The organism is Zestomonas carbonaria (genome assembly GCF_904061905.1).
Taxonomy (GTDB): domain Bacteria; phylum Pseudomonadota; class Gammaproteobacteria; order Pseudomonadales; family Pseudomonadaceae; genus Aquipseudomonas; species Aquipseudomonas carbonaria.
Genome location: NZ_CAJFCI010000077.1, coordinates 57,496 through 79,719, shown reverse-complemented (window position 1 = coordinate 79,719; position 22,224 = coordinate 57,496). Strand labels below are relative to the sequence as shown.

Genomic DNA, 22,224 nt, shown 5'->3' with positions numbered 1-22,224 from the left:
AAGACTATATTGCACTATCATTTTTATTGACAGGCACAGCAACTTTTACTCTGTGCTCATACCGAACAAAAAAATTTTGCAAAGCCTTAGTTAAGCTTTGTTTAGCGAAACTCTCCCCATGCACAATCCGTACTTCAGACGGCCACTCCCGCATACGGGTAACGAAATTGACCAGTCCTTTCTGGTCAGCATGCGCGGAATAGCCGCCTATGGTATGGACTCGGGCACGAATGGCAAAGCGCTCGCCGTCCAGATCCACATGACCGCCACGAGGCCCATACGTCTGGATGGCCCTACCCGGGGTTCCCCGGGCCTGGTAGCCAACGAAAAGGACGTTGTGCCGTTCGTCGTGAAGCATGGATTTCAGATAATTGACTATTCGACCACCGCTGCACATACCGTTCCCGGCGATGACGATGGCTGGACGAGCGGTATCCGTCAGGTGGCGCAGCATGCGCAGGTGAGCCTCATGGCTGTCGACGGTGATCAGGTTTGCGAAGGACAGCGGATCCCGCCCCTTTCGAAGGCGTAGATGCGCCTCTGCATCCCAGAAAGGCTTGAGTTCGCGGTAGACCTCGGTGAAACGGCTGGCCAGCGGCGAATCGAGAATGATGGGGAGTCGAGGCCAGTCGACAGGCTCTACCCCGGCAAGCCGATTGGTCGCATCGCCCGTGGTCTCGTTCAGGTTTTTCCGGTGCAGGATGTCTTCCAGCTCATAGAGCAGCTCCTGGGTGCGACCGATGCTGAAGGCAGGAATCAACACGCTGCCGTTGTCGGCCAGTGCCTGTTCCAGGACCTGCTCCAGGCGTTGCCTTCTGATTTTGCGATCCTCATGCAGGCGATCGCCGTAAGTGCTTTCCAGCACCACCAGATCAGCGCGGTACGGCGGCTTGGGCGCCGGTAACAGCGGCGCATGTGGCGCGCCCAGGTCCCCGGAAAAGACGATGCGCTTGCTTCGCTTCTCCTGCGGGTAGTGCAGGTCAACTTCCACATAGGCGGAACCCAGGATGTGTCCCGCCCGCTGCAGGCGAATCCGGCAGTTCAGACGATCGGTCTCGAACAGGGTGAACCAGTTTCTGTAAGGCAACGCGACGATACGAGTCTCGACAAGTTTGATGTAGCGCTCCACCTGGCGCTGATCGCGGCTGAAGCCGAGTTTGAAGGCGTCTTCCAGCACAATGGGCAGCAACCGCGCCGAGGGCTCGCTACAGAGAATCGGCCCCTTGAAGCCAGCCGCCATCAGGTAGGGAATACGCCCCACATGATCGATGTGCACGTGAGTGGCCACTAGTGCCTTGATGCCGTCCAGGGAAAAGTCGATGGCCAGGTGGTTCGCGCCCGCCCTCCCCTCCTGCGAGGTTTCCGCCCCCTGGAAGAGGCCACAGTCGATCAGCAGACTGTGCTCCGCATCCATCAGCAACTGGTGACAGGAGCCGGTCACACCTTGCACGGCTCCATGATGGAGAATCTCTGGGTAAACCATGGTCAGTCCCTTAACCTCCGGCCCTGCAGCATCGCAAACGCTCGCAAGGTTCGCCCGACGCTCCCCTTCCGGGGAGCGAGTTCACTCCTCGATCCCGCGCTTTTTCAGCAGCAGGCGGATCAGGGCAATGAAGACTCCGAGCATGCCGCCCAGTACCAGTCCGATTGCCAGAATCAACGTCTTTTTCGGCTTCACGGGAGCGTCCGGTGTCTCGATCGTACCATCCAGGCGAAATACCGCCACCCGCTCCGGATCGATCTGTAGATCGCTATAGAGCTCGTATCGTTCTTCCAGGTTACGCAGGGCGGGAATAAAAGCATCATCCGACTGCCGCGCCTCCAGCGTCTGGATCTCTGCCTTCAAGGCACGGCTACCGCGCATGTACATCAGGCTGCCATCCATGATCGCCGACAGTTGCTCGGTAACCTGTCCGCTACTGATGCCGGGGGCATCTTCCAGGCCAACGGCCTCAGCCACCCTCAGCGCCTCACGAAGGCGCACTATGCGGTCTTCACGACGAACCTTTGCGGTTTCACGCAGGGATTTGATCTGCTTTTCGACATCACGCGCCTTGACCTCGATCTCGCGCTGGGCGTTTTCCAGCATCTCATCCAGGGAACGCCGGACGGCGTCATCGATATAACGGCGCGCCCAGTCGGCCGCCAACACAGGGTCATGGTGCTCGACGATCAACTGGTAGCGATCAGGCTGAGCCTTGTCCAGCGCCTTGATGCTCAGCTTCTTGCCAAACTTCTCATACAAACGATCGCGTGCCAGAGAGCGCTCATCTTCATCCAAGGCGGCAAGATAGACCTGCTCGAAAAAGCTGCGACGGGTTTCGTCGGATTGCAGGTTGCGGGTGAACACGGCGTAGACATCCTGGACCTTGAAAGGCTCAAGCCCGGCCTCCTTGGTACGTCCCAGGTTAAAGCCCGCGACCTTGCTCAATGGGGGCGGCAGGACGGCAACTCGCGCTTCGTAGACCGGCTTGCTGAGGAAGGCATAGGCGGCAGCGCCCGACGCTACCAGCAGAGTCACCAGCAGGATCAGCCATTTCTGCCCCCACAGGCCCCGTACAAGCTCTACCAGGTCGATTTCATCAGTTGCGCCTGCACGGCTTGTTTGCAGTTCATCCATCACGGGTGGTCCATCTGTTGTTTTTGGTCGGCGGCCCATCCGGACCTCTCGCAGCCTGCGCCACGAACTGTGCAAAAAGTTGCCGAATTGTGCCGAATAACATCGAGATTACAAGTCTTGACTGAAGCAAGACATCAGGAATGTATAGAACAAGGCAGGTAGCATGCCCTGGAAGCGCAAGCATCAGGCATACCACGTAAAGCAGGCAAAGACAGGTAATGCATGGAGCCTATCTCTAAATTCACGGCCCCATACAGACCCTCCTAGGAGAACGGCAGTTCCGCCGGAGGATGGTAAAACACACATCAACGAGCCATGCCTCGGAGTCAGGCCCTCAGCGCAAACACCCCGGCAAGGGCCACTCAAGACTCCAGCTCGTCGTTGACCCGATCCCGCAGCTCCTTGCCCGGCTTGAAGTGCGGCACATACTTCCCGTCCAGGCGGACGGACTCGCCGGTTTTCGGATTGCGGCCGACCCGTGGCGCACGGTAGTGAAGGGAAAAGCTGCCAAAACCACGGATCTCGATACGATCACCCGTGGCCAATGCCTGAGACATCTGCTCAAGCATCGTTTTGATGGCCAACTCGACATCCTTGGCAGATAACTGCCCCTGATGGGTGACAATGCGTTCGATCAACTCCGACTTGGTCATGGTTTTCCCTTCTATTTCAAGCGGCTAGATCAGCTCTTGAAGGGTTTTAGCATGACCGGATGGCTTTGAACAGCCCGAAGCATTGCGGATGCATGCGACCGCCTGCAAATTCGTCCAGGACCGAGACAACCCTGCCAACCACGCACTCGCACAACCCGGAAAACAAAAAGGGCGGCTCGAGGGCCGCCCTTTCTGGTCAGAGGGAGTCAGGGATCAGCCCTGGTTCTCCATCTGGGCACGGATCAGATCACCGATGGTGGTCGGACCAGTGCTTTCGACCTCCTGCTTGCGCAGGTGCTGCATGGCGTCTTTCTCGTCCTCGACGTCTTTCGACTTGACGGAGAGATTGATCACGCGGGACTTGCGGTCGACGCTGATGATCTTGGCTTCGACTTCGTCGCCGACTTTCAGCACGTTACGCGCATCTTCGACGCGGTCGCGGCTGATTTCGGAGGCTTTCAGCACGGCTTCGACATCGTTGCCCAGGGTCACGATGGCACCCTTGGCGTCGACTTCCTTGACGGTGCCACGCACCACGGAGCCCTTGTCGTTCAGGGACACGTAGCTGGAGAACGGATCGTCTTCCAGTTGCTTGATGCCCAGGGAGATGCGCTCACGCTCCGGGTCGACGGAGAGGATGACGGTTTCCAGCTCGTCGCCCTTCTTGAAGCGGCGAACGGCTTCTTCACCCGGCTCGTTCCAGGAGATGTCGGACAGGTGAACCAGACCGTCGATGCCGCCGTCCAGACCAATGAAGATACCGAAGTCGGTGATCGACTTGATGGTGCCGGAGATGCGGTCGCCCTTGTTGAAGTGGCTGGAGAAGTCTTCCCACGGGTTGGTCTTGCACTGCTTGATACCCAGGGAGATACGACGACGCTCTTCGTCGATGTCCAGAACCATGACTTCCACTTCGTCGCCGACCTGAACGACCTTCGACGGGTGGATGTTCTTGTTGGTCCAGTCCATTTCGGAGACGTGCACCAGGCCTTCCACACCCTCTTCCAGCTCGGCGAAGCAGCCGTAGTCGGTGAGGTTGGTGACGCGGGCGGTGACACGGGTGCTTTCCGGGTAACGGGCCTTGATGGCGACCCACGGATCTTCGCCCAGTTGCTTCAGACCCAGGGAGACGCGGTTGCGCTCGCGGTCGTACTTGAGGACCTTGACTTCGATCTCGTCGCCGACGTTGACGATCTCGGACGGATGCTTGATGCGCTTCCAGGCCATGTCGGTGATGTGCAGCAGGCCATCCACGCCGCCCAGGTCGACGAATGCGCCGTAATCGGTGAGGTTCTTGACGATACCCTTGACCTGTTGGCCTTCCTGCAGGGATTCCAGCAGGGCTTCACGCTCGGCGCTGTTCTCGGCTTCCAGGACGCTGCGGCGGGAAACGACAACGTTGTTGCGCTTCTGGTCGAGCTTGATGACCTTGAACTCGAGCTCTTTGCCTTCCAGGTGAGTGGTGTCGCGAACCGGACGCACATCGACCAGGGAGCCCGGCAGGAACGCGCGGATGCCACTCAGGTCGACGGTGAAACCACCCTTGACCTTGCCATTGATAACGCCCTTGACAACTTCTTCGGCAGCGAAAGCAGCTTCCAGAACAATCCAGGATTCCGCGCGCTTGGCCTTCTCGCGGGACAGCTTGGTTTCACCAAAGCCATCTTCCACGGCGTCCAGCGCAACGTGGACTTCGTCACCGACCTTGATGGTCAGCTCGCCTTGTTCGTTGTAGAACTGCTCGAGCGGGATGACGCCTTCCGACTTCAGGCCGGCGTGGACAGTAACCCAGTCGCCATCGATGTCGACCACGGTGCCAGTGATGATGGCACCCGGCTGCATGTCGAGGGACTTGAGGCTTTCTTCAAAAAGTTCTGCAAAGCTTTCGCTCATGTTGATTCCTGAATTGATCTAGGGCGAACATCCGCCCATCTTCCACATTCCAGTCCAATGTGGGGTCGTTTAAGTACAAAGGAGGCAACGGGCTTCGACTGGCATCCCGTATACCTCCCTGGTCATCCGGCTAGGTCGCGGTCGGCGACTTCGCTCATGATGCGTTCCAGCACCTGCTCGATGGAGAGCTCGGTGGAATCCAGCTGGACGGCGTCAGGAGCTGGCTTGAGTGGGGCGACCGCGCGTTGCATGTCGCGCTCATCGCGCTCTCGAATCTCGTCTAGCAGACTCGCAAGATTAACATCCTGCCCCTTTGCCTTCAACTGCAGGTAGCGACGACGTGCCCGTTCCTCGGCGCTGGCGGTCAGGAATATCTTCAGCGGCGCCTCGGGAAACACCACGGTTCCCATGTCTCGACCGTCGGCCACCAGCCCCGGAGCCTCCAGGAAGGCGCGCTGGCGCTGCAACAGCGCCTCGCGCACCGCCGCCAGGGCCGCGACCTGCGAAGCACCCGCGCCGATCTGCTCGTTGCGGATCGCGTCGGTGACCTCCTCGCCTTCGAGGATGATGCGCTGCGGCTCGCCGGCACCGGCGGCGACGAACTGCACGTCCAGATGAGCGGCCAGCACCTTCATCGCCTCTTCATTGGTGAGGTCCACGCCGTGGTTGCGCGCGGCGAACGCCAGCAGGCGGTACAGAGCGCCCGAGTCGAGCAGGTTCCAGCCCAGCCGTTTCGCCAGCAGCCCAGCAACGGTGCCTTTACCGGAACCGCTGGGTCCGTCGATGGCGATGACGGGAGTCTGGGTATTCATCACTTTTCACCCTCTACGCTGACGCGGATACCAACCTGGTTGGCCAGGCCGATGAAGTTCGGGAAGGACGTCGCGACGTTGGCGCAGTCGTGGATGCGGATCGGCGCGCCGGCCCGCAGGGACGCCACGCTGAAGGACATGGCGATGCGGTGGTCGCCATGGCTCCACACCTCGCCCCCACCGATCGGGCCGCCCTCGATGATGATGCCGTCCGGAGTCGGCTCGGCCTTGACGCCCAGGGCAACCAGGCCGTCGGCCATCACCTGGATACGGTCGGATTCCTTGACCCGCAGCTCTTCGGCCCCGCGCAGCACGGTGCGGCCTTCGGCGCAGGCGGCGGCGACGAACAGCACCGGGAACTCGTCGATGGCCAGGGGCACCAGGTCTTCCGGGATGTCGATGCCCTTCAGCGCGGACGAACGCACGCGGATGTCAGCCACCGGCTCACCGCCCACTTCACGCTGGTTTTCCAGGCTGATATCGGCGCCCATCAGCTTGAGGATATCGATCACCCCGGTGCGGGTCGGGTTCACTCCGACGTGTTCGAGCAGCAGATCGGAGCCTTCGGCGATGCTCGCCGCGACCAGGAAGAAGGCCGCCGAGGAGATGTCCGCCGGCACCTCGATGTGAGTAGCGGTCAGCTTATGACCGGACTCCACGCTCGCAGTATTGCCTTCCACCGTGACCGGGTAGCCGAAGCCACGCAGCATCCGCTCGGTGTGGTCACGGGTCGGTGCCGGCTCGATCACCGTGGTTTCACCAGCGGCATACAGGCCGGCGAGCAGCAGACAGGACTTCACCTGGGCGCTGGCCATCGGCATCTCATAGCGCATGCCGGTCAGGAGCTGGCCGCCGCGGATGGTCAGCGGAGGACGGCCTTCCGGGCCGGTCTCGATCACCGCGCCCATCTCGCGCAGCGGCTTGGCCACGCGGTTCATCGGTCGCTTGGACAGCGAAGCGTCGCCGGTCAGGGTGGTGTCGAACGGCTGCGCGGCGAGCAGGCCGCTGAGCAGGCGCATCGAGGTGCCGGAGTTGCCCAGGTAGAGCGGTCCGGGCGGCGCCTTGAGGCCATGCAGGCCGACGCCGTGGATGGTCACCTTGCCATGGTGCGGGCCTTCGATGACCACGCCCATGTCGCGGAATGCCTGCAGGGTCGCCAGGGCGTCCTCGCCCTCGAGGAAGCCTTCCACCTGGGTGGTGCCTTCGGCCAGGGAGCCGAGCATGATCGAGCGGTGCGAGATGGATTTGTCGCCGGGCACGCGGATGCGGCCGGAGAGGGAGCCACCAGGATTGGCGAGGTAGATCAGGTCGTTCGAGTGCATGGCGTCCACATAGGCCCTGCGGGCCAGGATTTTGCTGAAATGCTCACGGGCGAAGCGGGCGCGAGTGAACACGCCGAGCAGTTGATGCCCGTCCCCAGCGTCGATCGCGCCGCGCAGGGCGTCGAGATCGTCGCGAAAAGCGTCCAAGGTGCGCAACACCGCCCGGCGGTTGGCAAGGAAGATGTCGTGCCACATCACCGGGTCGCTACCGGCGATCCGCGTGAAGTCGCGGAAGCCGCCAGCAGCGTAGCGGAAGATTTCCAGGTTCTCGCTGCGCTTGGCCAGCGAGTCGACCAGTCCGAAGGCCAGCAGGTGCGGCAAGTGGCTGGTGGCCGCCAGCACCTCGTCGTGGTGCTCGACCTCCATGTGTTCCACATCGGCGCCCAGCGCTCGCCACAGCCGGTCGATGCAGGCCAGCGCCGCCGGATCGGTGTTCTCCAGTGGCGTCAGGATCACCTTGTGGCGGCGGAACAGCGTGGCCTTGGCCGCCTCTACCCCGCTCTGCTCGGAGCCGGCGATCGGATGGCCAGGCACGAAGCGCGCCGGCATCCCGCCGAAAGCCTCACGGGCGGCGCGCACCACGTTGCCCTTGGCGCTGCCGACATCGGTGAGCAGCGCGTCACCCAAGTCGAGCCCGGCCAGCTCGGCCAGCAGCTTCTCCATGGCGAGGATCGGTACCGCCAACTGGATGACGTCCCCCCCCTGGCAGGCAGCGGCCAGGTCGGTCTCGCAGCGGTCCACCACCCCCAGCTCCACCGCCAGGCGACGCGACTCCGGGTCTAGGTCGACGCCGACGACCTCGCGAAACAGGCCCTTCTCACGCAGCCCCTTGGCGAAGGAACCGCCAATCAGGCCCAGGCCGACCACCACAAGGCGGCCCAGGACAGGGGCGGCCACTTGCCGGCTGCTGACTTCAGCCACGAGCCAGCACCTGCCTCAACACTTCGAGGAAGCGGGCGTTTTCAGCCTGGGTGCCGATGGATACGCGCAGGAAGGTCGGCATGCCGTAGCCGGCCACCGGGCGCACGATCACCCCGGCCTGCAACAACGCCTGGTTGATCGGCGCCGCGTCGCGACCGAAATCGACCGCAATGAAGTTGCCCTTGCTGGGAATCCACTTCAGCCCCAAGCCACGGAAGCCTTCTTCCAGTTGGAGCATGCCGGCATCGTTGACGCGGCGGCTCTCGGCCAGGTACTCGGCGTCGTCCAGCGCCGCGCAGGCGGCCGCCAGGGCCAGGCTGTTGACGTTGAACGGCTGGCGCACGCGGTTGAGCACATCGGCGACCTGCACCGAGGAAAGCCCGTAGCCGACCCGCAGCCCGGCCAGGCCATAGGCCTTGGAGAAGGTACGGGAGACCAGCAGGTTCGGGTACTGCGCCAGGTAGTCGAGGCCGTCCGGCAGCTCGTCGCCCTCAGCGTATTCGATGTAGGCCTCATCGAGGACCACCAGCACGCGCTCCGGCACCCGGGCGAGGAAATCGGCCAGGGTCTGCGGGCCGAACCAGGTGCCGGTCGGGTTGTTGGGGTTGGCGACGAACACCACGCGGGTTTGCTCGTCGATCGCGGCGAGCATGGCCTCGAGGTCGTGACCGTAATCCCTGGCCGGTACCACCTTGCCTTGGGCGCCGACCGCCTGGGTGACGATCGGGTAGACGGCAAAGGCGTGCTCGCTGAACACCGCGTTCAGGCCCGGCGCCAGGTAGGCCCGCGCGACCAGCTCGAGGATATCGTTGGAACCGTTGCCGAGGGTCACCTGGGCGGTGCTCACGCCGCAGCGTTCGGCCAGCCTGCGCTTGAGCTCGAAGCCGTTGCCATCCGGATAGCGGGTCAGCTCGGCCAGCTCGCCACGGATGGCTTCCAGCGCCTTCGGGCTGGGGCCCAGCGGGTTCTCGTTGCTGGCCAGCTTGACGATACCGGCCGGATCGAGATTCAGCTCACGGGCCAGTTCATCCACCGGCTTGCCCGGCACGTAGGGCGACAGTTTCTGTACGCCCGGCTGGGCCAGGGCGAGGAAATCACAGGACATAGCTATAAGCCTCAAGCTTCAAGCCACAAGCTCAAGCCGCATGCCAACCCGCTTGCAGCTTGGGGCTTGCAGCTTGCCGCCGCATTAGAGAACCGCTTTCGGATAGGAACCCAGCACCTTCAGCGCCACGGCTTCCTGGTTGATCTTTTCCAGGACGTCCTTGATCAGCGGGTCCTTGTGGTGGCCGACGAAGTCGATGAAGAACACGTAGGTCCACTTGCCGCTGCGCGACGGGCGGGTCTCAATGCGGGTCAGGTCGATGCCGTTGGTGTGGAACGGCACCAGCAGCTCGTGCAGCGCCCCCGGCTTGTTGCGCATGGAGACGATGATCGAGGTCTTGTCGTCGCCGGTCGGCGGCACTTCCTGGCTGCCGATGATCAGGAAGCGCGTGGAGTTGTCCGGGCGGTCCTCGATCTTCTCGTACAGCTTGGTCAACCCGTACAGGCTGGCCGCCATATCACCGGCGATGGCCGCACTGTTCCACTCGCTCTTCACCCGCTTGGCGGCGTCGGCGTTGCTGGAAACCGCCACGCGCTCGACGTTCGGGTAATGTGCGTCCAGCCATTTGCGACACTGCGCCAGCGACTGCGCGTGGGAATAGATGCGGGTGATGCGGTCGGTCTTGGTGGTTTCGCCGACCAGCAGGTGATGGTGGATTCGCAACTCCACCTCGCCGCAGATCACCATGTCGTGTTCGAGGAAGCTATCCAGGGTGTGGTTGACCGCGCCCTCGGTGGAGTTCTCCACCGGCACCACGCCGAAGTTCACCGCGCCCGCGGCCACCTCGCGAAACACCTCGTCGATCGCCGCCATCGGCGTGCTGATCACCGCATGGCCGAAGTGCTTGAGCGCGGCAGCCTGGGTGAAGGTGCCCTCCGGGCCGAGATAGGCGACCTTGAGCGGCTGCTCCAGGGCCAGGCAGGAGGACATGATCTCGCGGAACAGCCGGGCCATTTCCTCGTTGTCCAGCGGACCCTGGTTGCGCTCCATGATGTGCTTGAGCACCCAGGCTTCGCGTTCGGGACGGTAGAACACCGGCTTCTCGCCTTCGGCCAGGGTCTGCATCTTCACCCGCGCCACGTCCTGGGCACAGCGGGCGCGCTCGCTGATCAGCTCGAGGATCTTCTCGTCGAGGCTGTCGATGCGTACGCGCAAAGCCTTGAGCTGGTCAGCGTCGCTCATCAGCCGTGCTCCTTCTCGAACTCGGCCATGTAGGCCACCAGGGCCTCGATGGCGTCCAGGCCCAGGGCGTTGTAGATGGAGGCGCGCATGCCGCCCACCGAACGGTGGCCCTTGAGGTTGAGCAGGCCACGGGCGTCAGCGCCGACGAGGAAGGCCTTGTCGAGCTTCTCGTCGGCCAGGCGGAAGGGCACGTTCATCCAGGAACGGGCGCTGGGCTGGATCGGGTTGGTGTAGAAATCGCTGGCATCGATGAAGGAGTACAGCAGGTCCTTCTTCGCGCGGTTGCGCCGCTCCATGGCCTCGACGCCGCCCTGCTCCTTCAGCCACTGGAAGACCAGGCCGGAGAGGTACCAGGAATAGGTGGCCGGGGTGTTGTACATGGAGCCGTTGTCGGCGGCGACCTTGTAGTTGAGCATGGTCGGGCAGATGCTGCGGGCGCGGCCGAGCAGGTCTTCGCGAACGATGACCACCACCAGGCCGCTCGGGCCGATGTTCTTCTGCGCGCCAGCGTAGATCAGGCCGAACTTCGACACATCGATCGGCCGCGAGAGGATGTCCGAAGACATGTCCACCACCAGCGGCACGTCGCCGACTTCCGGAGTCCAGTCGAACTGCAGGCCACCGATGGTCTCGTTGCTGGCGTAATGCAGGTAGGCGGCATCCTTCGACAGTTGCCACTCGTTCTGGCCGGGAATGGCGAAGTAGTCGTAGGCCTTGGCGCTGGCGGCGACATTGACGTTACCGAAGCGGCGCGCTTCCTCGATGGCCTTCTTCGACCAGATGCCGGTATCGACGTAGTCGGCGACGCCATCTTCGGGCAGCAGGTTGAGCGGGATCTCGGCGAATTGCTGGCTGGCACCGCCCTGCAGGAACAGCACCTTGTAGTCGTTCGGCACGTTGAGCAGGTCGCGCAGGTCCTGCTCGGCCTTCTCGGCGATGGCCACGTACTCGTCGCTGCGGTGGCTCATCTCCATCACGGAGAGGCCCCGGCCCTGCCAGTCGAGCATTTCCGCCTGGGCACGCTCGAGGACTGCGGTGGGAAGCGCGGCCGGGCCGGCGCAGAAATTATGGGCTCGCTTGCTCACGTCTATCTCGCTCTCGATTCTGCAATGGCTCCCACGCAAAACACGGGAGCCATCGGTACCTTACTCTTCGCTGACTTCCGGCTCTTCGCTGCCTTCCGCCTCGTCGACGGCCTCGCCATCGGCGCCCTCTTCACCTTCCAGCGCTTCCTCATCCTCGCCGGATGGCTCCTGCACACGCTCCAGGCCAACCAGGGTCTCGTCGGCGGCCAGCTTGATGAGAATCACGCCCTGGGTGTTGCGGCCCAGGCTGCGGACCTCGTCGACGCGGGTGCGGACCAGGGTGCCCTGGTCGGAGATCAGCATGATCTCCTCGCCGTCCAGCACCTGGATGGCGCCGACCAGCTTGCCGTTGCGCTCGTTGATGACCATGGCGATCACGCCCTGGCCGCCACGGCCGCGGCGCGGGTAATCGGCCAGCGGCGAGCGCTTGCCGTAGCCGCGCTCGGAGGCGGTGAGGATCTGCGCATCGCGGGATTCGGGGATCAGCATGGAGATGATGCGCTGGCCTTCAACCAGGCGCATGCCGCGCACGCCACGGGCGTTACGGCCCATGATGCGCACCTTGCTTTCCTTGAAGCGGATCACCTTGCCGGCGTCGGAGAACATCATCACGTCCTTCGAGCCGTCGGTAATGGCGGCGGCGATCAGCGAGTCGCCCTCCTCCAGCTTCAGCGCGATCAGGCCGTTGGAGCGCGGCTTGGTGAACTGGATCAGCGGGGTCTTCTTCACGGTGCCCTTGGCGGTGGCCATGAAGATGTAGGCGCCGGTCGGCTCGTCCTGGCTGAAATCGGAGTCGTCGCCCTCGTCGGCGTCGTCGGCCTCGACCACTTCGGCGGCCTGCTCGGCGACCACGTCATCGTCATCACCCTCGTCGCCGGCGAACTGGGCGCGCACGGCTTCCAGATCGATCTGCAGCATCGCGGTGATGCGCTCGCCCTCATCCAGCGGCAGCAGGTTGACCAGCGGACGGCCGCGCGCGGTGCGCGAGGCTTCCGGGATCTCGAAAGTGCGCAGCCAGTAGACCTTGCCCTTGCTGGAGAACAGCAGCAGGGTGGAATGGCTGTTGGCCACCAGCAGGTGCTCGATGTAGTCCTCTTCCTTCACCGCGCTCGCCGACTTGCCCTTGCCGCCGCGGCGCTGGGCCTCGTAGGCGGCCAGCGGCTGGGACTTGGCGTAGCCGCCGTGGGAGATGGTCACCACGCGCTCTTCTTCGGTGATCAGATCGGCGATGGTCAGGTCGACCTGGGAGGCGACGATCTCGGTGCGACGCTTGTCGCCGAACTCGGCCTTGACCTTCTCCAGCTCCTCGCGGATGACTTCCATCAGCCGCTCGGGGCTGGTCAGGATACGGATCAGCTCGCCGATCAGGGCAAGGATTTCCTGGTACTCGGCGAGCAGCTTCTCGTGCTCCAGGCCGGTCAGGCGGTGCAGGCGCAGGTCGAGAATGGCCTGGGCCTGCTCCGGCGACAGGTAGTACTTGCCGTCGCGCAGGCCGTATTGCGGATCGAGGTCCTGCGGACGGCAGGAATCGGCGCCGGCACGCTCGACCATCGCCTGCACGGCGCTGGACTCCCAGCCGGTGGCGATCAGGCGTTCCTTGGCCTCGGCCGGGGTCGGCGAGGTCTTGATCAGCTCGATCACCGGGTCGATGTTGGACAGCGCCACCGCCTGGCCTTCGAGGATGTGGCCGCGCTCGCGGGCCTTGCGCAGCTCGTAGACGGTACGGCGGGTCACCACTTCGCGACGGTGGCGGACGAACACCTCGAGCATGTCCTTGAGGTTGAGGATCTTCGGCTGCCCGTCGACCAGCGCCACCACGTTGATGCCGAACACGCTCTGCAACTGGGTCTGCGCGTAGAGGTTGTTGAGCACGACCTCGCCGACTTCGCCACGGCGCAGCTCGATGACCACGCGCATGCCGTCCTTGTCGGACTCGTCGCGCAGCTCGGTGATGCCTTCGATCTTCTTCTCTTTGACCAGCTCGGCGATCTTCTCGATCAGCCGCGCCTTGTTCAACTGGTAGGGCAGCTCGGTGATGATGATCTGCTGGCGGTTGCCGCCCTTCTCCATGTCCTCGATCTCGGCGCGGGCACGGATATAGATGCGCCCGCGGCCGGTGCGATAGGCCTCGATGATGCCGGCGCGACCGTTGATGATGCCGGCGGTCGGGAAGTCCGGACCGGGGATGTACTGCATCAGCTCGTCGACGGTCAGCTCGGGGTTGTCGATCAGCGCCAGGCAGCCATCGATCACTTCGCCCAGGTTGTGCGGCGGGATGTTGGTGGCCATGCCCACGGCGATGCCGCTGGAGCCGTTGACCAGCAGGTTGGGGATCTTGGTCGGCATGACCGCCGGGATCTGCTCGGTGCCGTCGTAGTTGGGCACCCAGTCGACGGTTTCCTTGTCCAGGTCGGCCAGCAGCTCGTGGGCCAGCTTGGCCATGCGCACTTCGGTGTATCGCATGGCCGCGGCGTTGTCGCCGTCCACCGAACCGAAGTTGCCCTGGCCGTCGACCAGCATGTAGCGCAGCGAGAATGGCTGGGCCATGCGCACGATGGTGTCGTACACCGCGGTGTCGCCGTGCGGGTGGTACTTACCGATCACGTCACCGACCACACGGGCGGACTTCTTGTAGGGCTTGTTCCAGTCGTTGCCCAGCTCGCTCATGGCGTAGAGCACGCGGCGGTGCACCGGCTTCAGGCCGTCGCGCGCATCCGGCAGCGCACGCCCGACGATCACGCTCATCGCGTAGTCGAGATAGGACTGTCGCAGTTCGTCTTCGATGTTGACCGGGAGAATTTCTTTGGCCAGTTCGCCCATGAGAAGCCTGGTTCCTTTTTCTAGTGAAACGCCGCGCCATCCTTCAATGGAGCGAAGCGCGCCGCCGCCGGCCACTGGCCAGCAACGACTCACAACAAATCAAAGAGTTATGCCATGCGTCAAAGGTGCGCGAGCAGCCCCTTGAGAACTGCCGGAGATTAACACAAAGCCCGCCCGGCACCTACCCCGGACAGCGTTTCCGGGGCCATGCGGGAACAACTGCCCGCAGCGGCTCCGGACTGCCGGTCATCGCAAGGCAAGCCCGCTCAGTGCAGACGCTTGCGGCACATCAACTGGGCCATTTTCGCCGTGTCGGGACGCTCGACCACGCCGCGCTCGGTGACGATCACGTCGATCAGGTCGGCCGGGGTGACGTCGAACACCGGGTTGACCGCCTGCACCTCGGCCGCCACGCGCTGACCGCCGACCTCCAGCAGCTCGCTGCCGGCGCGTTCCTCGATGGGGATGTCGTCGCCGCTTTCCAGGTTCATGTCGATGGTCGAACTGGGCGCCACCACCATGAAGCGGACGCCGTGGTGCATGGCGCTGACCGCCAACTGGTAGGTGCCGATCTTGTTGGCCACGTCGCCGTTGGCGGTGATGCGGTCGGCGCCGACGATCACCCAGGTGATGCCCTGGGTCTTCATCAGATGGGCCGCGGCGGCGTCGGCATTCAGGCTCACCGGCACGCCCTCGCCGGCCAGCTCCCAGGCGGTCAGCCGGGCACCCTGCAACCAGGGACGGGTCTCGTCGGCATAGACGCGCTCGACCAGGCCATTCAGCCAGGCCGCCCGGATCACCCCCAGCGCGGTGCCGAAGCCGCCGGTGGCCAGGGCCCCGGTATTGCAGTGGGTGAGGATGTTCTGCGGGTTGCCCTGGTGCTTGCGGATCAGCTCGGCACCGTACTGGGCCATGGTCAGGTTGGCCTCGCGGTCGCTTTCATGGATGGCCACCGCCTCGGCCTCCAGCGCCGCCAGCGGCGTTTCGCCATCCTTCAGGCGCTCCAGACGCTCGCGCATGCGATTGAGCGCCCAGAACAGGTTGACCGCCGTGGGCCGCGACTCGGCCAGCACGCTGAAATCCTCTTCCAGGGCCGCACGCCAGTCGCCGCCATTCGCCAAGCGCGCCCGGGCGCCGAGCACCACCCCGTAGGCCGCGCTGATGCCGATCGCCGGCGCGCCACGCACGACCATGGTGCGGATCGCCTCGGCGACACCCGCCGCGGAGTCGTAGGCCAGCCAGGTTTCCTCGAACGGCAGCCGGCGCTGGTCGAGCAGGTGCAGCTTGCCGTCGCGCCAATCGATGGCCTTGACCTTTTCCGCTGCCAACAATTGTTCGCGCATGCCCCACTCCACACTGAGAAACAAAAGCCGCGGATTATAGCGAGCCTCCGGCCGGGACGCTCGGGTATACTGCCGCATTCGCCGAGATACCGCACTGGAAGCCGATTTATGTCCGACCTGTCCGCCCCCCTCGACCTGCTGCTGCTGCCGACCTGGCTGGTACCCGTCGAGCCGGCCGGGGTGGTCTGGAGGGACCACGCGCTGGGCGTGCGCGACGGCCGCATCGTGCTGCTCGCCCCGCGCGAGGAGGCCATGCTGCATGCCGCCAAGGAAATCCGCGAGCTGACCGGCTGCCTGCTGGCCCCGGGCCTGATCAACGCCCACGGCCACGCGGCGATGAGCCTGTTCCGCGGCCTCGCCGACGACCTGCCGCTGATGACCTGGCTGCAGGATCACATCTGGCCGGCCGAAGCCCGCTGGGTCGACGAGGAGTTCGTCCGCGACGGCACCGAACTGGCCATCGCCGAACAGCTCAAGAGCGGCATCACCTGCTTCTCGGACATGTACTTCTTCCCGGAAATCGCCAGCGAACTGGTGCACAAGAGCGGCATTCGCGCGCAGATGTGCATCCCGGTGCTGGATTTCCCCACCCCCGGCGCACGCGATGCCGGCGAAGCCCTGCGCAAGGGCCTCAAGCTGTTCGACGACCTCAAGCTGCACCCGCGCATCAAGGTGGCCTTCGGCCCCCACGCTCCCTACTCGGTGAGCGACGACAAGCTGGAGAACGTGCGCATGCTGGCCGAAGAACTGGACGCCGGCATCCACATGCACGTGCAGGAGACCGCCTTCGAGGTCCAGCAGAGCCTCGAACTGCACGGCGTGCGGCCGATGGCCCGGCTCTCCCGCCTCGGCCTGCTCGGCCCGCGCTTCCAGGCCGTGCACATGACCCAGGTGGACGACGAAGACCTGGCGCTGCTGGTGGAAAGCAACAGCAGCGTGATCCACTGCCCCGAATCCAACCTCAAGCTGGCCAGCGGCTTCTGCCCGGTGGAACGCTTGTGGAACGCCGGCGTCAACGTAGCGGTCGGCACCGACGGCGCGGCCAGCAACAACGACCTGGACCTGCTCGGCGAAACCCGCACCGCCGCGCTGCTGGCCAAGGCCGTGGCCGGCTCGGCGACCGCCCTGGACGCCCACCGCGCACTGCGCATGGCCACCCTCAACGGCGCCCGCGCCCTCGGCCTGGACGAACAGACCGGCTCCCTGGAACTGGGCAAGTCCGCCGACATGGTCGCTTTCGATCTTTCGCGCCTGGCCCAGCAGCCGGTCTACGACCCGGTGTCGCAACTGATCTACGCCAGCGGCCGCGACTGCGTGCAGCACCTCTGGGTCGGCGGCAAGCAACTGCTCGACGATGGCCACCTGACCCGCCTGGACGAGCAGCGCATCCTGGTTACCGCGCGCGCCTGGGGCGAACGCATCGCCGGCAAGGCCCACTGAATTCCCGCTTTACAGGAGTTGTCATGAGCAACGTCGATCACGCCGAAATCGCCAAGTTCGAGGCCCTCGCCCACCGCTGGTGGGACCGCGAGAGCGAGTTCAAGCCACTGCACGACATCAACCCGCTACGCGTCAACTGGATCGACGAGCGCTCCGGCCTGGCCGGCAAGAAAGTGCTCGACGTCGGCTGCGGCGGCGGCATCCTCAGCGAGGCCATGGCCCAGCGCGGCGCCACCGTGACCGGCATCGACATGGGCGAGGCGCCGCTGGCCGTGGCCCAACTGCATCAACTGGAATCCGGCGTGCAGGTGGAATACCGGCAGATCACCGCCGAAGCCCTGGCCGACGAAATGCCCGGCCAGTTCGACGTGGTCACCTGCCTGGAGATGCTCGAACACGTCCCCGACCCGGCCTCGGTGATCGAAGCCTGCCAGCGCCTGGTCAAGCCCGGCGGCCAGGTGTTCTTCTCGACCATCAACCGCAATCCCAAGTCCTACCTGTTCGCCATCGTCGGCGCCGAGTACCTGATGCGCCTGCTGCCGCGCGGCACCCACGACTTCAAGAAGTTCATCCGCCCCTCCGAGCTGGGCGCCTGGTGCCGCGACGCCGGCCTGCAGGTCAAGGACATCATCGGCCTGACCTACAACCCGCTGACCAAGCACTACAAGCTGGCCACGGACGTCGACGTCAACTACATGATCCATACGCTCAAGGAGGAGTGATGCGCCTGAGAGCAGTACTTTTCGACATGGACGGCACGCTCCTCGACAGCGCGCCGGACTTCATCGCCATCACCCAGGCCATGCGCGCCGACCGTGGCCTGCCACCACTGCCCGAGAAGACCATCCGCGACGTGGTGTCCGGCGGCGCCCGGGCGATGGTCGCCACCGCCTTCGCCCTCGATCCGCAGGACCCGGCCTTCGAGCCGCTGCGCCTGGAATTCCTCGAGCGCTACCAGAGCCACTGCGCGGTACTGACCCGGCCGTTCGACGGCATCCCCGAACTGCTCCAGGACATCGAGCGGGCGAGGCTCGCCTGGGGCGTGGCGACCAACAAGCCGGTGTGCTACGCCGAGCCGATCATGCGCCAACTGGGGCTCGCCGAGCGCTCGGCGGTGCTGGTCTGCCCGGACCATGTGACCAACAGCAAGCCCGACCCGGAAATGCTCCTGCTGGCCTGCCAGCAGATGGAGCTCGACCCGGCCAGCGTACTGTTCATCGGCGACGACCAGCGCGACATCCAGGCCGGCCAGGCCGCCGGCATGCGCACCGCGGCGGTCACCTGGGGCTACATCCACCCGGACGACCACGCCAGCCACTGGGGCGCCGACGTCATCGTCGATCACCCGCTGGAACTGCGCGCGGTGCTCGACCAGGCGCTGTGCAGTTGCTGAACCCGTAGGGTGGAAAACCGCGAAGCGTTTTCCACCAGTACGCCGGTGGATGCAGAAAGCTGCAAGCCAGCCTGCGGGACAGTACGGCGCCGGGAAATCTTTTCGCTTTAACTTGAAGCCTGCCGCTTGAGGCTTGCAGCTCTCCAAAGGAGACCTTCCATGTTCGATTATTCCGCCCGCCCCGACCTGCTCAAGGACCGAGTGATCCTGGTCACCGGCGCCGGACGCGGCATCGGCGCGGCGGCGGCCAAGGCATTCGCCGCCCATGGTGCCACCGTACTGCTGCTGGGCAAGAGCGAGGAAAACCTCAACCAGGTCTACGACGAGATCGAAGCGGCCGGCCATCCGCAGCCGGTGGTCATTCCCTTCAACCTGGAGACCGCGCTTCCGCACCAGTACGACGAACTGGCGGCGACCGTCGAAAGCAACTTCGGCCGCCTCGACGGCCTGTTGCACAACGCCTCCATCGTCGGCCCGCGCACGCCGCTGGAACAACTCTCCGGCGACAACTTCATGCGCGTCATGCACATCAACGTCAACGCCATGTTCATGCTGACCAGCACCCTGCTGCCGCTGCTCAAACTGTCGGAAGACGCCTCGGTGGTGTTCACCTCCAGCAGCGTCGGCCGCAAGGGCCGCGCCTACTGGGGCGCCTACGGGGTTTCCAAGTTCGCCACCGAAGGCCTGATGCAGACCCTCGCCGACGAACTGGATGGCATCAGCACGGTGCGCGCCAACAGCGTCAACCCGGGCGCCACCCGCACCGCCATGCGCGCCCAGGCCTACCCCGCCGAGAATCCGGAGAACAACCCGCTGCCCGAGGCGATCATGCCGGTCTATCTCTACCTGATGGGCCCCGACAGCCGCGGCGTCAACGGCCAGGCCTTCGACGCCCAGTAGTCTTGTCGTTCACTGGATTCCCGCGTTCGCGGAGACCCAGTCAAAATTACCGCCAGAAAACCGACAGCCTCCGCACCTCAACCGACAGCAATTTGCCATCACTCATCGGTGTTACCAGCAAGAGCTGCTCGATCGGGGCCATCCTAAAAACGTAATCAATTGATAAATAACAAGTTTTTATAAAAATGAAACAAATGGCATGAAATTCGCTCAAACCCCCGTATCGTCGCGTTTCGCGTCAGAGGTTCTCAGAGATCATGCTGCCCCCGAGCAAGTCCAACACCATCGACTTCGATGCCGCCAAGCTGCAACGCCTGGGCTTCTCCGCCAAGCGCACACCCAACCTGCACCCGCTCAGCCTCAACCAACTGCGCCAGCAACTGAACCTGCAACTGCAGACCAGCCTGGAGCTGGAGCGCATCCTCGACGTGTTCTTCCAGGAAGTGCAGCGCATCATCCCGCTGGGCGCCCTGGCCTACCAGCAGCCGGCCAGCGACCTGCGCCTGGAGCTAGGCGAACGGGCCACCCATTCGGCCAGCTACCACCTCAACCATGATGGCGACTACCTCGGCGAGCTGATCTTCCGCCGCAACCAGCGCTTCACCGATGATGAGCTGGGCCAACTGGAGTCGCTGCTGGTCTGCCTGCTGTTCCCGCTGCGCAACGCCCTGCTCTACCGCTCCGCGCTGCAGAGCGCGCTACGCGACCCGCTGACCGGCACCGGCAACCGCATCGCCATGGACCAGGCGCTGCAACGCGAGGTCGACCTGGCCCGGCGCAACCTGCAACCGCTATCGCTGCTGATGCTGGACATCGACCACTTCAAGCGGATCAACGACAGCCATGGCCACGGCGTGGGCGACGACGTGCTCAAGGCGGTGGCCGCCACCCTGAAAGGCCAACTGCGCAATGTCGACATGGTGTTCCGTTTCGGCGGCGAGGAGTTTCTCATCCTGCTCTCCAACACCAACCGCGAAGCCGCCGGAATGATCGGTGAGCGCCTGCGCCATTCGGTGCTGAACCTGCAATGCGCGGTTCAGGATCAGCCGCTCGAACTGTCCATCAGCCTCGGCTGCGCCACCCTGCTACCGGGCGAGTCGGCCGACAGCCTGCTGCGGCGCGCCGACAACGCGCTGTATGTCGCCAAGCGCGAGGGGCGCAACCGCCTGACGATGGCGGGCTGACGCGGGCCGGGCTCGGCCCCGGGGGAAACAGCAAAAAGGGACTCCGCAGAGTCCCTTTTTCATTTATTCCGGCTTGCGCCCACGCCCGAAGCCCGGACGCTGGCCCTCGCCGGCCGGGGGACGGCGCTTGGCGGGTGCCGGTTTGCGGGCAGGGCGATCGGCCAGCTCGGTTGCCGGACGGCCGCCAGGACGCTTCTTGGCGGCATCGCCCGGTCGCTCGGCCGCCGGCGTACCGCCGCGCTTGCCTGCCGGACGCGGCGCCCGCTCGGGAGCGTCGCCACGCGGCTGACGCACCGGTCGCTCGGCACCACCCTCGCGCGGCTTGCGGGCCGGACGCTCGCCATCGCGCGGAGCCCGTGCCGGGCGCTCACCGTCCGGACGGGAACCGGAACCATGCGCCGGACGCAGCACGCGCTCCTGGCGGGAGGCACGACCGACCGGCTTGGCCGACTTGCGTTGCAGGCGTTCGAGCTTGTCGCGGGTCTTTTCCTTCATCGCCGGCAGCAGAACGGGCTTGAGACCGACTTCCTCGCTGAGGATGTCGACCTCTGACTGCCCCATCTCGCGCCAGCGGCCCATGGTCAAGTCGGAGGTCAGGAACACCGGGCCGAAACGCACGCGCTTGAGGCGGCTGACCACCACACCCTGGGACTCCCACAGGCGGCGCACCTCACGGTTGCGGCCTTCCATCACCACGCAGTGGTACCAGTGGTTGAGACCTTCGCCGCCGGGCGCTTCCTTGATGTCGGTGAAGCGCGCCGGGCCATCCTCGAGCATCACGCCGTTCTTCAGGCGCTCGAGCATGTCTTCGTCGACCTCGCCACGCACTCGCACCGCATATTCGCGGTCCATCTGGTAGGACGGGTGCATCAGGCGGTTGGCCAGTTCACCGTCGGTGGTGAACAGCAGCAGGCCAGTGGTGTTGATGTCCAGGCGGCCGATGTTGATCCAGCGGCCTTCGCGCAGCTTCGGCAGGCGGTCGAACACGGTTGGCCGGCCTTCGGGATCGTCGCGGGTGCAGATCTCGCCGTCCGGCTTGTTGTAGATCAGCACGCGGCGCACGGTTTCGCTGACCTCTTCGCGCTTGAGCAGGCGACCGTCGACGGAAATGGCGTCGTGCAGGTCCACGCGCTGGCCGAGCGTGGCCACCACGCCGTTGACCTTGACCCGGCCTTCGCTGATCCACGCCTCGGCATCGCGACGCGACGCCAGGCCGATGCGGGCCAGGACTTTCTGCAACTTTTCGCCGCCAGGTCTGGATTCGGATTCACTCATCTGGGCACCTCCCGGTGTAACTGTGTGGTGAAGGGGCGCGCATCATACGCGGATCGCCGGCGTCGCGCACGGCTGACTATAGACCGCTCAGCGGCGCTTGCGCCGGCCGGTGGCTTCCAGCGCCAGCAGGCGCAGGTCGGCCTCGGCCAGCAGGGTCAGGCGCTCGGCCTTGCCGAGTTTCTTCCAGCCCTTGATCTCCTGCCGGCTGCGGCCGCAGCCGACGCAGACATCCTGCTCGAACTCGCAGACCTTGATGCAGGGGTTCTTGCTCATGGC

The 22,224-nt window shown here is 64.5% G+C and carries 18 protein-coding genes; 5 read left to right on the top strand and 13 right to left on the bottom strand.

Annotated elements, in window-relative coordinates:
* Positions 1-4: 4 nt before the first annotated feature.
* From PSEWESI4_RS20165 to mtnA, 11 genes are all read right to left on the bottom strand, one after another.
* Positions 5-1,483 (bottom strand): MBL fold metallo-hydrolase RNA specificity domain-containing protein, encoded by a 1,479-nt coding sequence (locus tag PSEWESI4_RS20165; RefSeq protein WP_187673018.1) that lies wholly within the window; start codon positions 1,481-1,483, stop codon positions 5-7.
* Positions 1,484-1,564: 81 nt separating this feature from the next.
* Positions 1,565-2,620: an LPS O-antigen chain length determinant protein WzzB gene (locus tag PSEWESI4_RS20160; protein ID WP_187673017.1), complete on the bottom strand. Its 1,056-nt coding sequence runs from the start codon at positions 2,618-2,620 to the stop codon at positions 1,565-1,567.
* 362 nt (positions 2,621-2,982) lie between these two features.
* On the bottom strand, positions 2,983-3,273 hold the full coding sequence (gene ihfB / locus PSEWESI4_RS20155) for an integration host factor subunit beta (RefSeq protein ID WP_187673016.1): 291 nt from the start codon (positions 3,271-3,273) through the stop codon (positions 2,983-2,985).
* A 213-nt stretch (positions 3,274-3,486) separates the two neighbouring features.
* Positions 3,487-5,166, bottom strand: a complete 1,680-nt coding sequence (gene rpsA / locus PSEWESI4_RS20150; protein ID WP_187673015.1) for a 30S ribosomal protein S1 — start codon at positions 5,164-5,166, stop codon at positions 3,487-3,489.
* Between the two features lie 122 nt (positions 5,167-5,288).
* Positions 5,289-5,978: a (d)CMP kinase gene (cmk, locus tag PSEWESI4_RS20145; protein ID WP_187673014.1), complete on the bottom strand. Its 690-nt coding sequence runs from the start codon at positions 5,976-5,978 to the stop codon at positions 5,289-5,291.
* On the bottom strand, positions 5,978-8,221 hold the full coding sequence (locus PSEWESI4_RS20140; protein WP_187673013.1) for a bifunctional prephenate dehydrogenase/3-phosphoshikimate 1-carboxyvinyltransferase: 2,244 nt from the start codon (positions 8,219-8,221) through the stop codon (positions 5,978-5,980). The genes cmk and PSEWESI4_RS20140 overlap by 1 nt, the downstream gene beginning before the upstream one ends.
* Complete coding sequence (hisC, locus tag PSEWESI4_RS20135; protein WP_187673012.1) at positions 8,214-9,326, bottom strand: histidinol-phosphate transaminase; 1,113 nt, start codon at positions 9,324-9,326, stop codon at positions 8,214-8,216. The genes PSEWESI4_RS20140 and hisC overlap by 8 nt, the downstream gene beginning before the upstream one ends.
* 84 nt (positions 9,327-9,410) lie before the next feature.
* Complete coding sequence (gene pheA, locus PSEWESI4_RS20130; RefSeq protein ID WP_187673011.1) at positions 9,411-10,508, bottom strand: prephenate dehydratase; 1,098 nt, start codon at positions 10,506-10,508, stop codon at positions 9,411-9,413.
* Positions 10,508-11,593 (bottom strand): 3-phosphoserine/phosphohydroxythreonine transaminase, encoded by a 1,086-nt coding sequence (serC, locus tag PSEWESI4_RS20125; RefSeq protein WP_187673010.1) that lies wholly within the window; start codon positions 11,591-11,593, stop codon positions 10,508-10,510. Before serC ends, pheA begins: the two co-directional genes overlap by 1 nt.
* Before the next feature lie 60 nt (positions 11,594-11,653).
* A complete protein-coding gene (gene gyrA, locus PSEWESI4_RS20120) occupies positions 11,654-14,413 on the bottom strand; it encodes a DNA gyrase subunit A (protein ID WP_187673009.1) in 2,760 nt (919 codons plus the stop codon).
* Between the two features lie 266 nt (positions 14,414-14,679).
* Positions 14,680-15,756, bottom strand: a complete 1,077-nt coding sequence (gene mtnA / locus PSEWESI4_RS20115) for an S-methyl-5-thioribose-1-phosphate isomerase (protein ID WP_187673008.1) — start codon at positions 15,754-15,756, stop codon at positions 14,680-14,682.
* 108 nt (positions 15,757-15,864) lie between these two features.
* Here mtnA and PSEWESI4_RS20110 point away from each other — a divergent pair, with 108 nt between their 5' ends.
* From PSEWESI4_RS20110 to PSEWESI4_RS20090, 5 genes are all read left to right on the top strand, one after another.
* Positions 15,865-17,196 carry a TRZ/ATZ family hydrolase gene (locus PSEWESI4_RS20110; RefSeq protein ID WP_187673007.1) on the top strand — a complete coding sequence of 444 codons (1,332 nt, stop codon included), beginning with the start codon at positions 15,865-15,867 and terminating at the stop codon, positions 17,194-17,196.
* 23 nt (positions 17,197-17,219) lie between these two features.
* Entirely contained in the window at positions 17,220-17,918 is a 699-nt protein-coding gene (ubiG, locus tag PSEWESI4_RS20105; RefSeq protein WP_187673006.1) for a bifunctional 2-polyprenyl-6-hydroxyphenol methylase/3-demethylubiquinol 3-O-methyltransferase UbiG, read from the top strand.
* On the top strand, positions 17,918-18,589 hold the full coding sequence (gene mupP, locus PSEWESI4_RS20100) for an N-acetylmuramic acid 6-phosphate phosphatase MupP (RefSeq protein ID WP_187673005.1): 672 nt from the start codon (positions 17,918-17,920) through the stop codon (positions 18,587-18,589). Before ubiG ends, mupP begins: the two co-directional genes overlap by 1 nt.
* Before the next feature lie 159 nt (positions 18,590-18,748).
* Entirely contained in the window at positions 18,749-19,489 is a 741-nt protein-coding gene (locus PSEWESI4_RS20095; RefSeq protein ID WP_187673004.1) for a YciK family oxidoreductase, read from the top strand.
* Positions 19,490-19,746: 257 nt separating this feature from the next.
* Complete coding sequence (locus tag PSEWESI4_RS20090) at positions 19,747-20,673, top strand: GGDEF domain-containing protein (protein ID WP_187673003.1); 927 nt, start codon at positions 19,747-19,749, stop codon at positions 20,671-20,673.
* Between the two features lie 63 nt (positions 20,674-20,736).
* On the opposite strand, the gene rluB is transcribed toward PSEWESI4_RS20090, so the two are convergent.
* Entirely contained in the window at positions 20,737-21,948 is a 1,212-nt protein-coding gene (gene rluB, locus PSEWESI4_RS20085; RefSeq protein WP_187673002.1) for a 23S rRNA pseudouridine(2605) synthase RluB, read from the bottom strand.
* 87 nt (positions 21,949-22,035) lie between these two features.
* Entirely contained in the window at positions 22,036-22,221 is a 186-nt protein-coding gene (locus tag PSEWESI4_RS20080) for a DUF1289 domain-containing protein (protein WP_187673001.1), read from the bottom strand.
* Between the last annotated feature and the right edge of the window lie 3 nt (positions 22,222-22,224).

What these genes read in the sequence shown, in the direction of transcription:
- PSEWESI4_RS20165 (WP_187673018.1), bottom strand. Translation starts at nt 1,483, where the DNA reads ATGGTTTACCCAGAGATTCTCCATCATGGAGCCGTGCAAGGTGTGACC.
- PSEWESI4_RS20160 (WP_187673017.1), bottom strand. Translation starts at nt 2,620, where the DNA reads ATGGATGAACTGCAAACAAGCCGTGCAGGCGCAACTGATGAAATCGAC.
- ihfB (WP_187673016.1), bottom strand. Translation starts at nt 3,273, where the DNA reads ATGACCAAGTCGGAGTTGATCGAACGCATTGTCACCCATCAGGGGCAG.
- rpsA (WP_187673015.1), bottom strand. Translation starts at nt 5,166, where the DNA reads ATGAGCGAAAGCTTTGCAGAACTTTTTGAAGAAAGCCTCAAGTCCCTC.
- cmk (WP_187673014.1), bottom strand. Translation starts at nt 5,978, where the DNA reads ATGAATACCCAGACTCCCGTCATCGCCATCGACGGACCCAGCGGTTCC.
- hisC (WP_187673012.1), bottom strand. Translation starts at nt 9,326, where the DNA reads ATGTCCTGTGATTTCCTCGCCCTGGCCCAGCCGGGCGTACAGAAACTG.
- pheA (WP_187673011.1), bottom strand. Translation starts at nt 10,508, where the DNA reads ATGAGCGACGCTGACCAGCTCAAGGCTTTGCGCGTACGCATCGACAGC.
- gyrA (WP_187673009.1), bottom strand. Translation starts at nt 14,413, where the DNA reads ATGGGCGAACTGGCCAAAGAAATTCTCCCGGTCAACATCGAAGACGAA.
- mtnA (WP_187673008.1), bottom strand. Translation starts at nt 15,756, where the DNA reads ATGCGCGAACAATTGTTGGCAGCGGAAAAGGTCAAGGCCATCGATTGG.
- PSEWESI4_RS20110 (WP_187673007.1), top strand. Translation starts at nt 15,865, where the DNA reads ATGTCCGACCTGTCCGCCCCCCTCGACCTGCTGCTGCTGCCGACCTGG.
- ubiG (WP_187673006.1), top strand. Translation starts at nt 17,220, where the DNA reads ATGAGCAACGTCGATCACGCCGAAATCGCCAAGTTCGAGGCCCTCGCC.
- mupP (WP_187673005.1), top strand. Translation starts at nt 17,918, where the DNA reads ATGCGCCTGAGAGCAGTACTTTTCGACATGGACGGCACGCTCCTCGAC.
- PSEWESI4_RS20095 (WP_187673004.1), top strand. Translation starts at nt 18,749, where the DNA reads ATGTTCGATTATTCCGCCCGCCCCGACCTGCTCAAGGACCGAGTGATC.
- PSEWESI4_RS20090 (WP_187673003.1), top strand. Translation starts at nt 19,747, where the DNA reads ATGCTGCCCCCGAGCAAGTCCAACACCATCGACTTCGATGCCGCCAAG.
- rluB (WP_187673002.1), bottom strand. Translation starts at nt 21,948, where the DNA reads ATGAGTGAATCCGAATCCAGACCTGGCGGCGAAAAGTTGCAGAAAGTC.
- PSEWESI4_RS20080 (WP_187673001.1), bottom strand. Translation starts at nt 22,221, where the DNA reads ATGAGCAAGAACCCCTGCATCAAGGTCTGCGAGTTCGAGCAGGATGTC.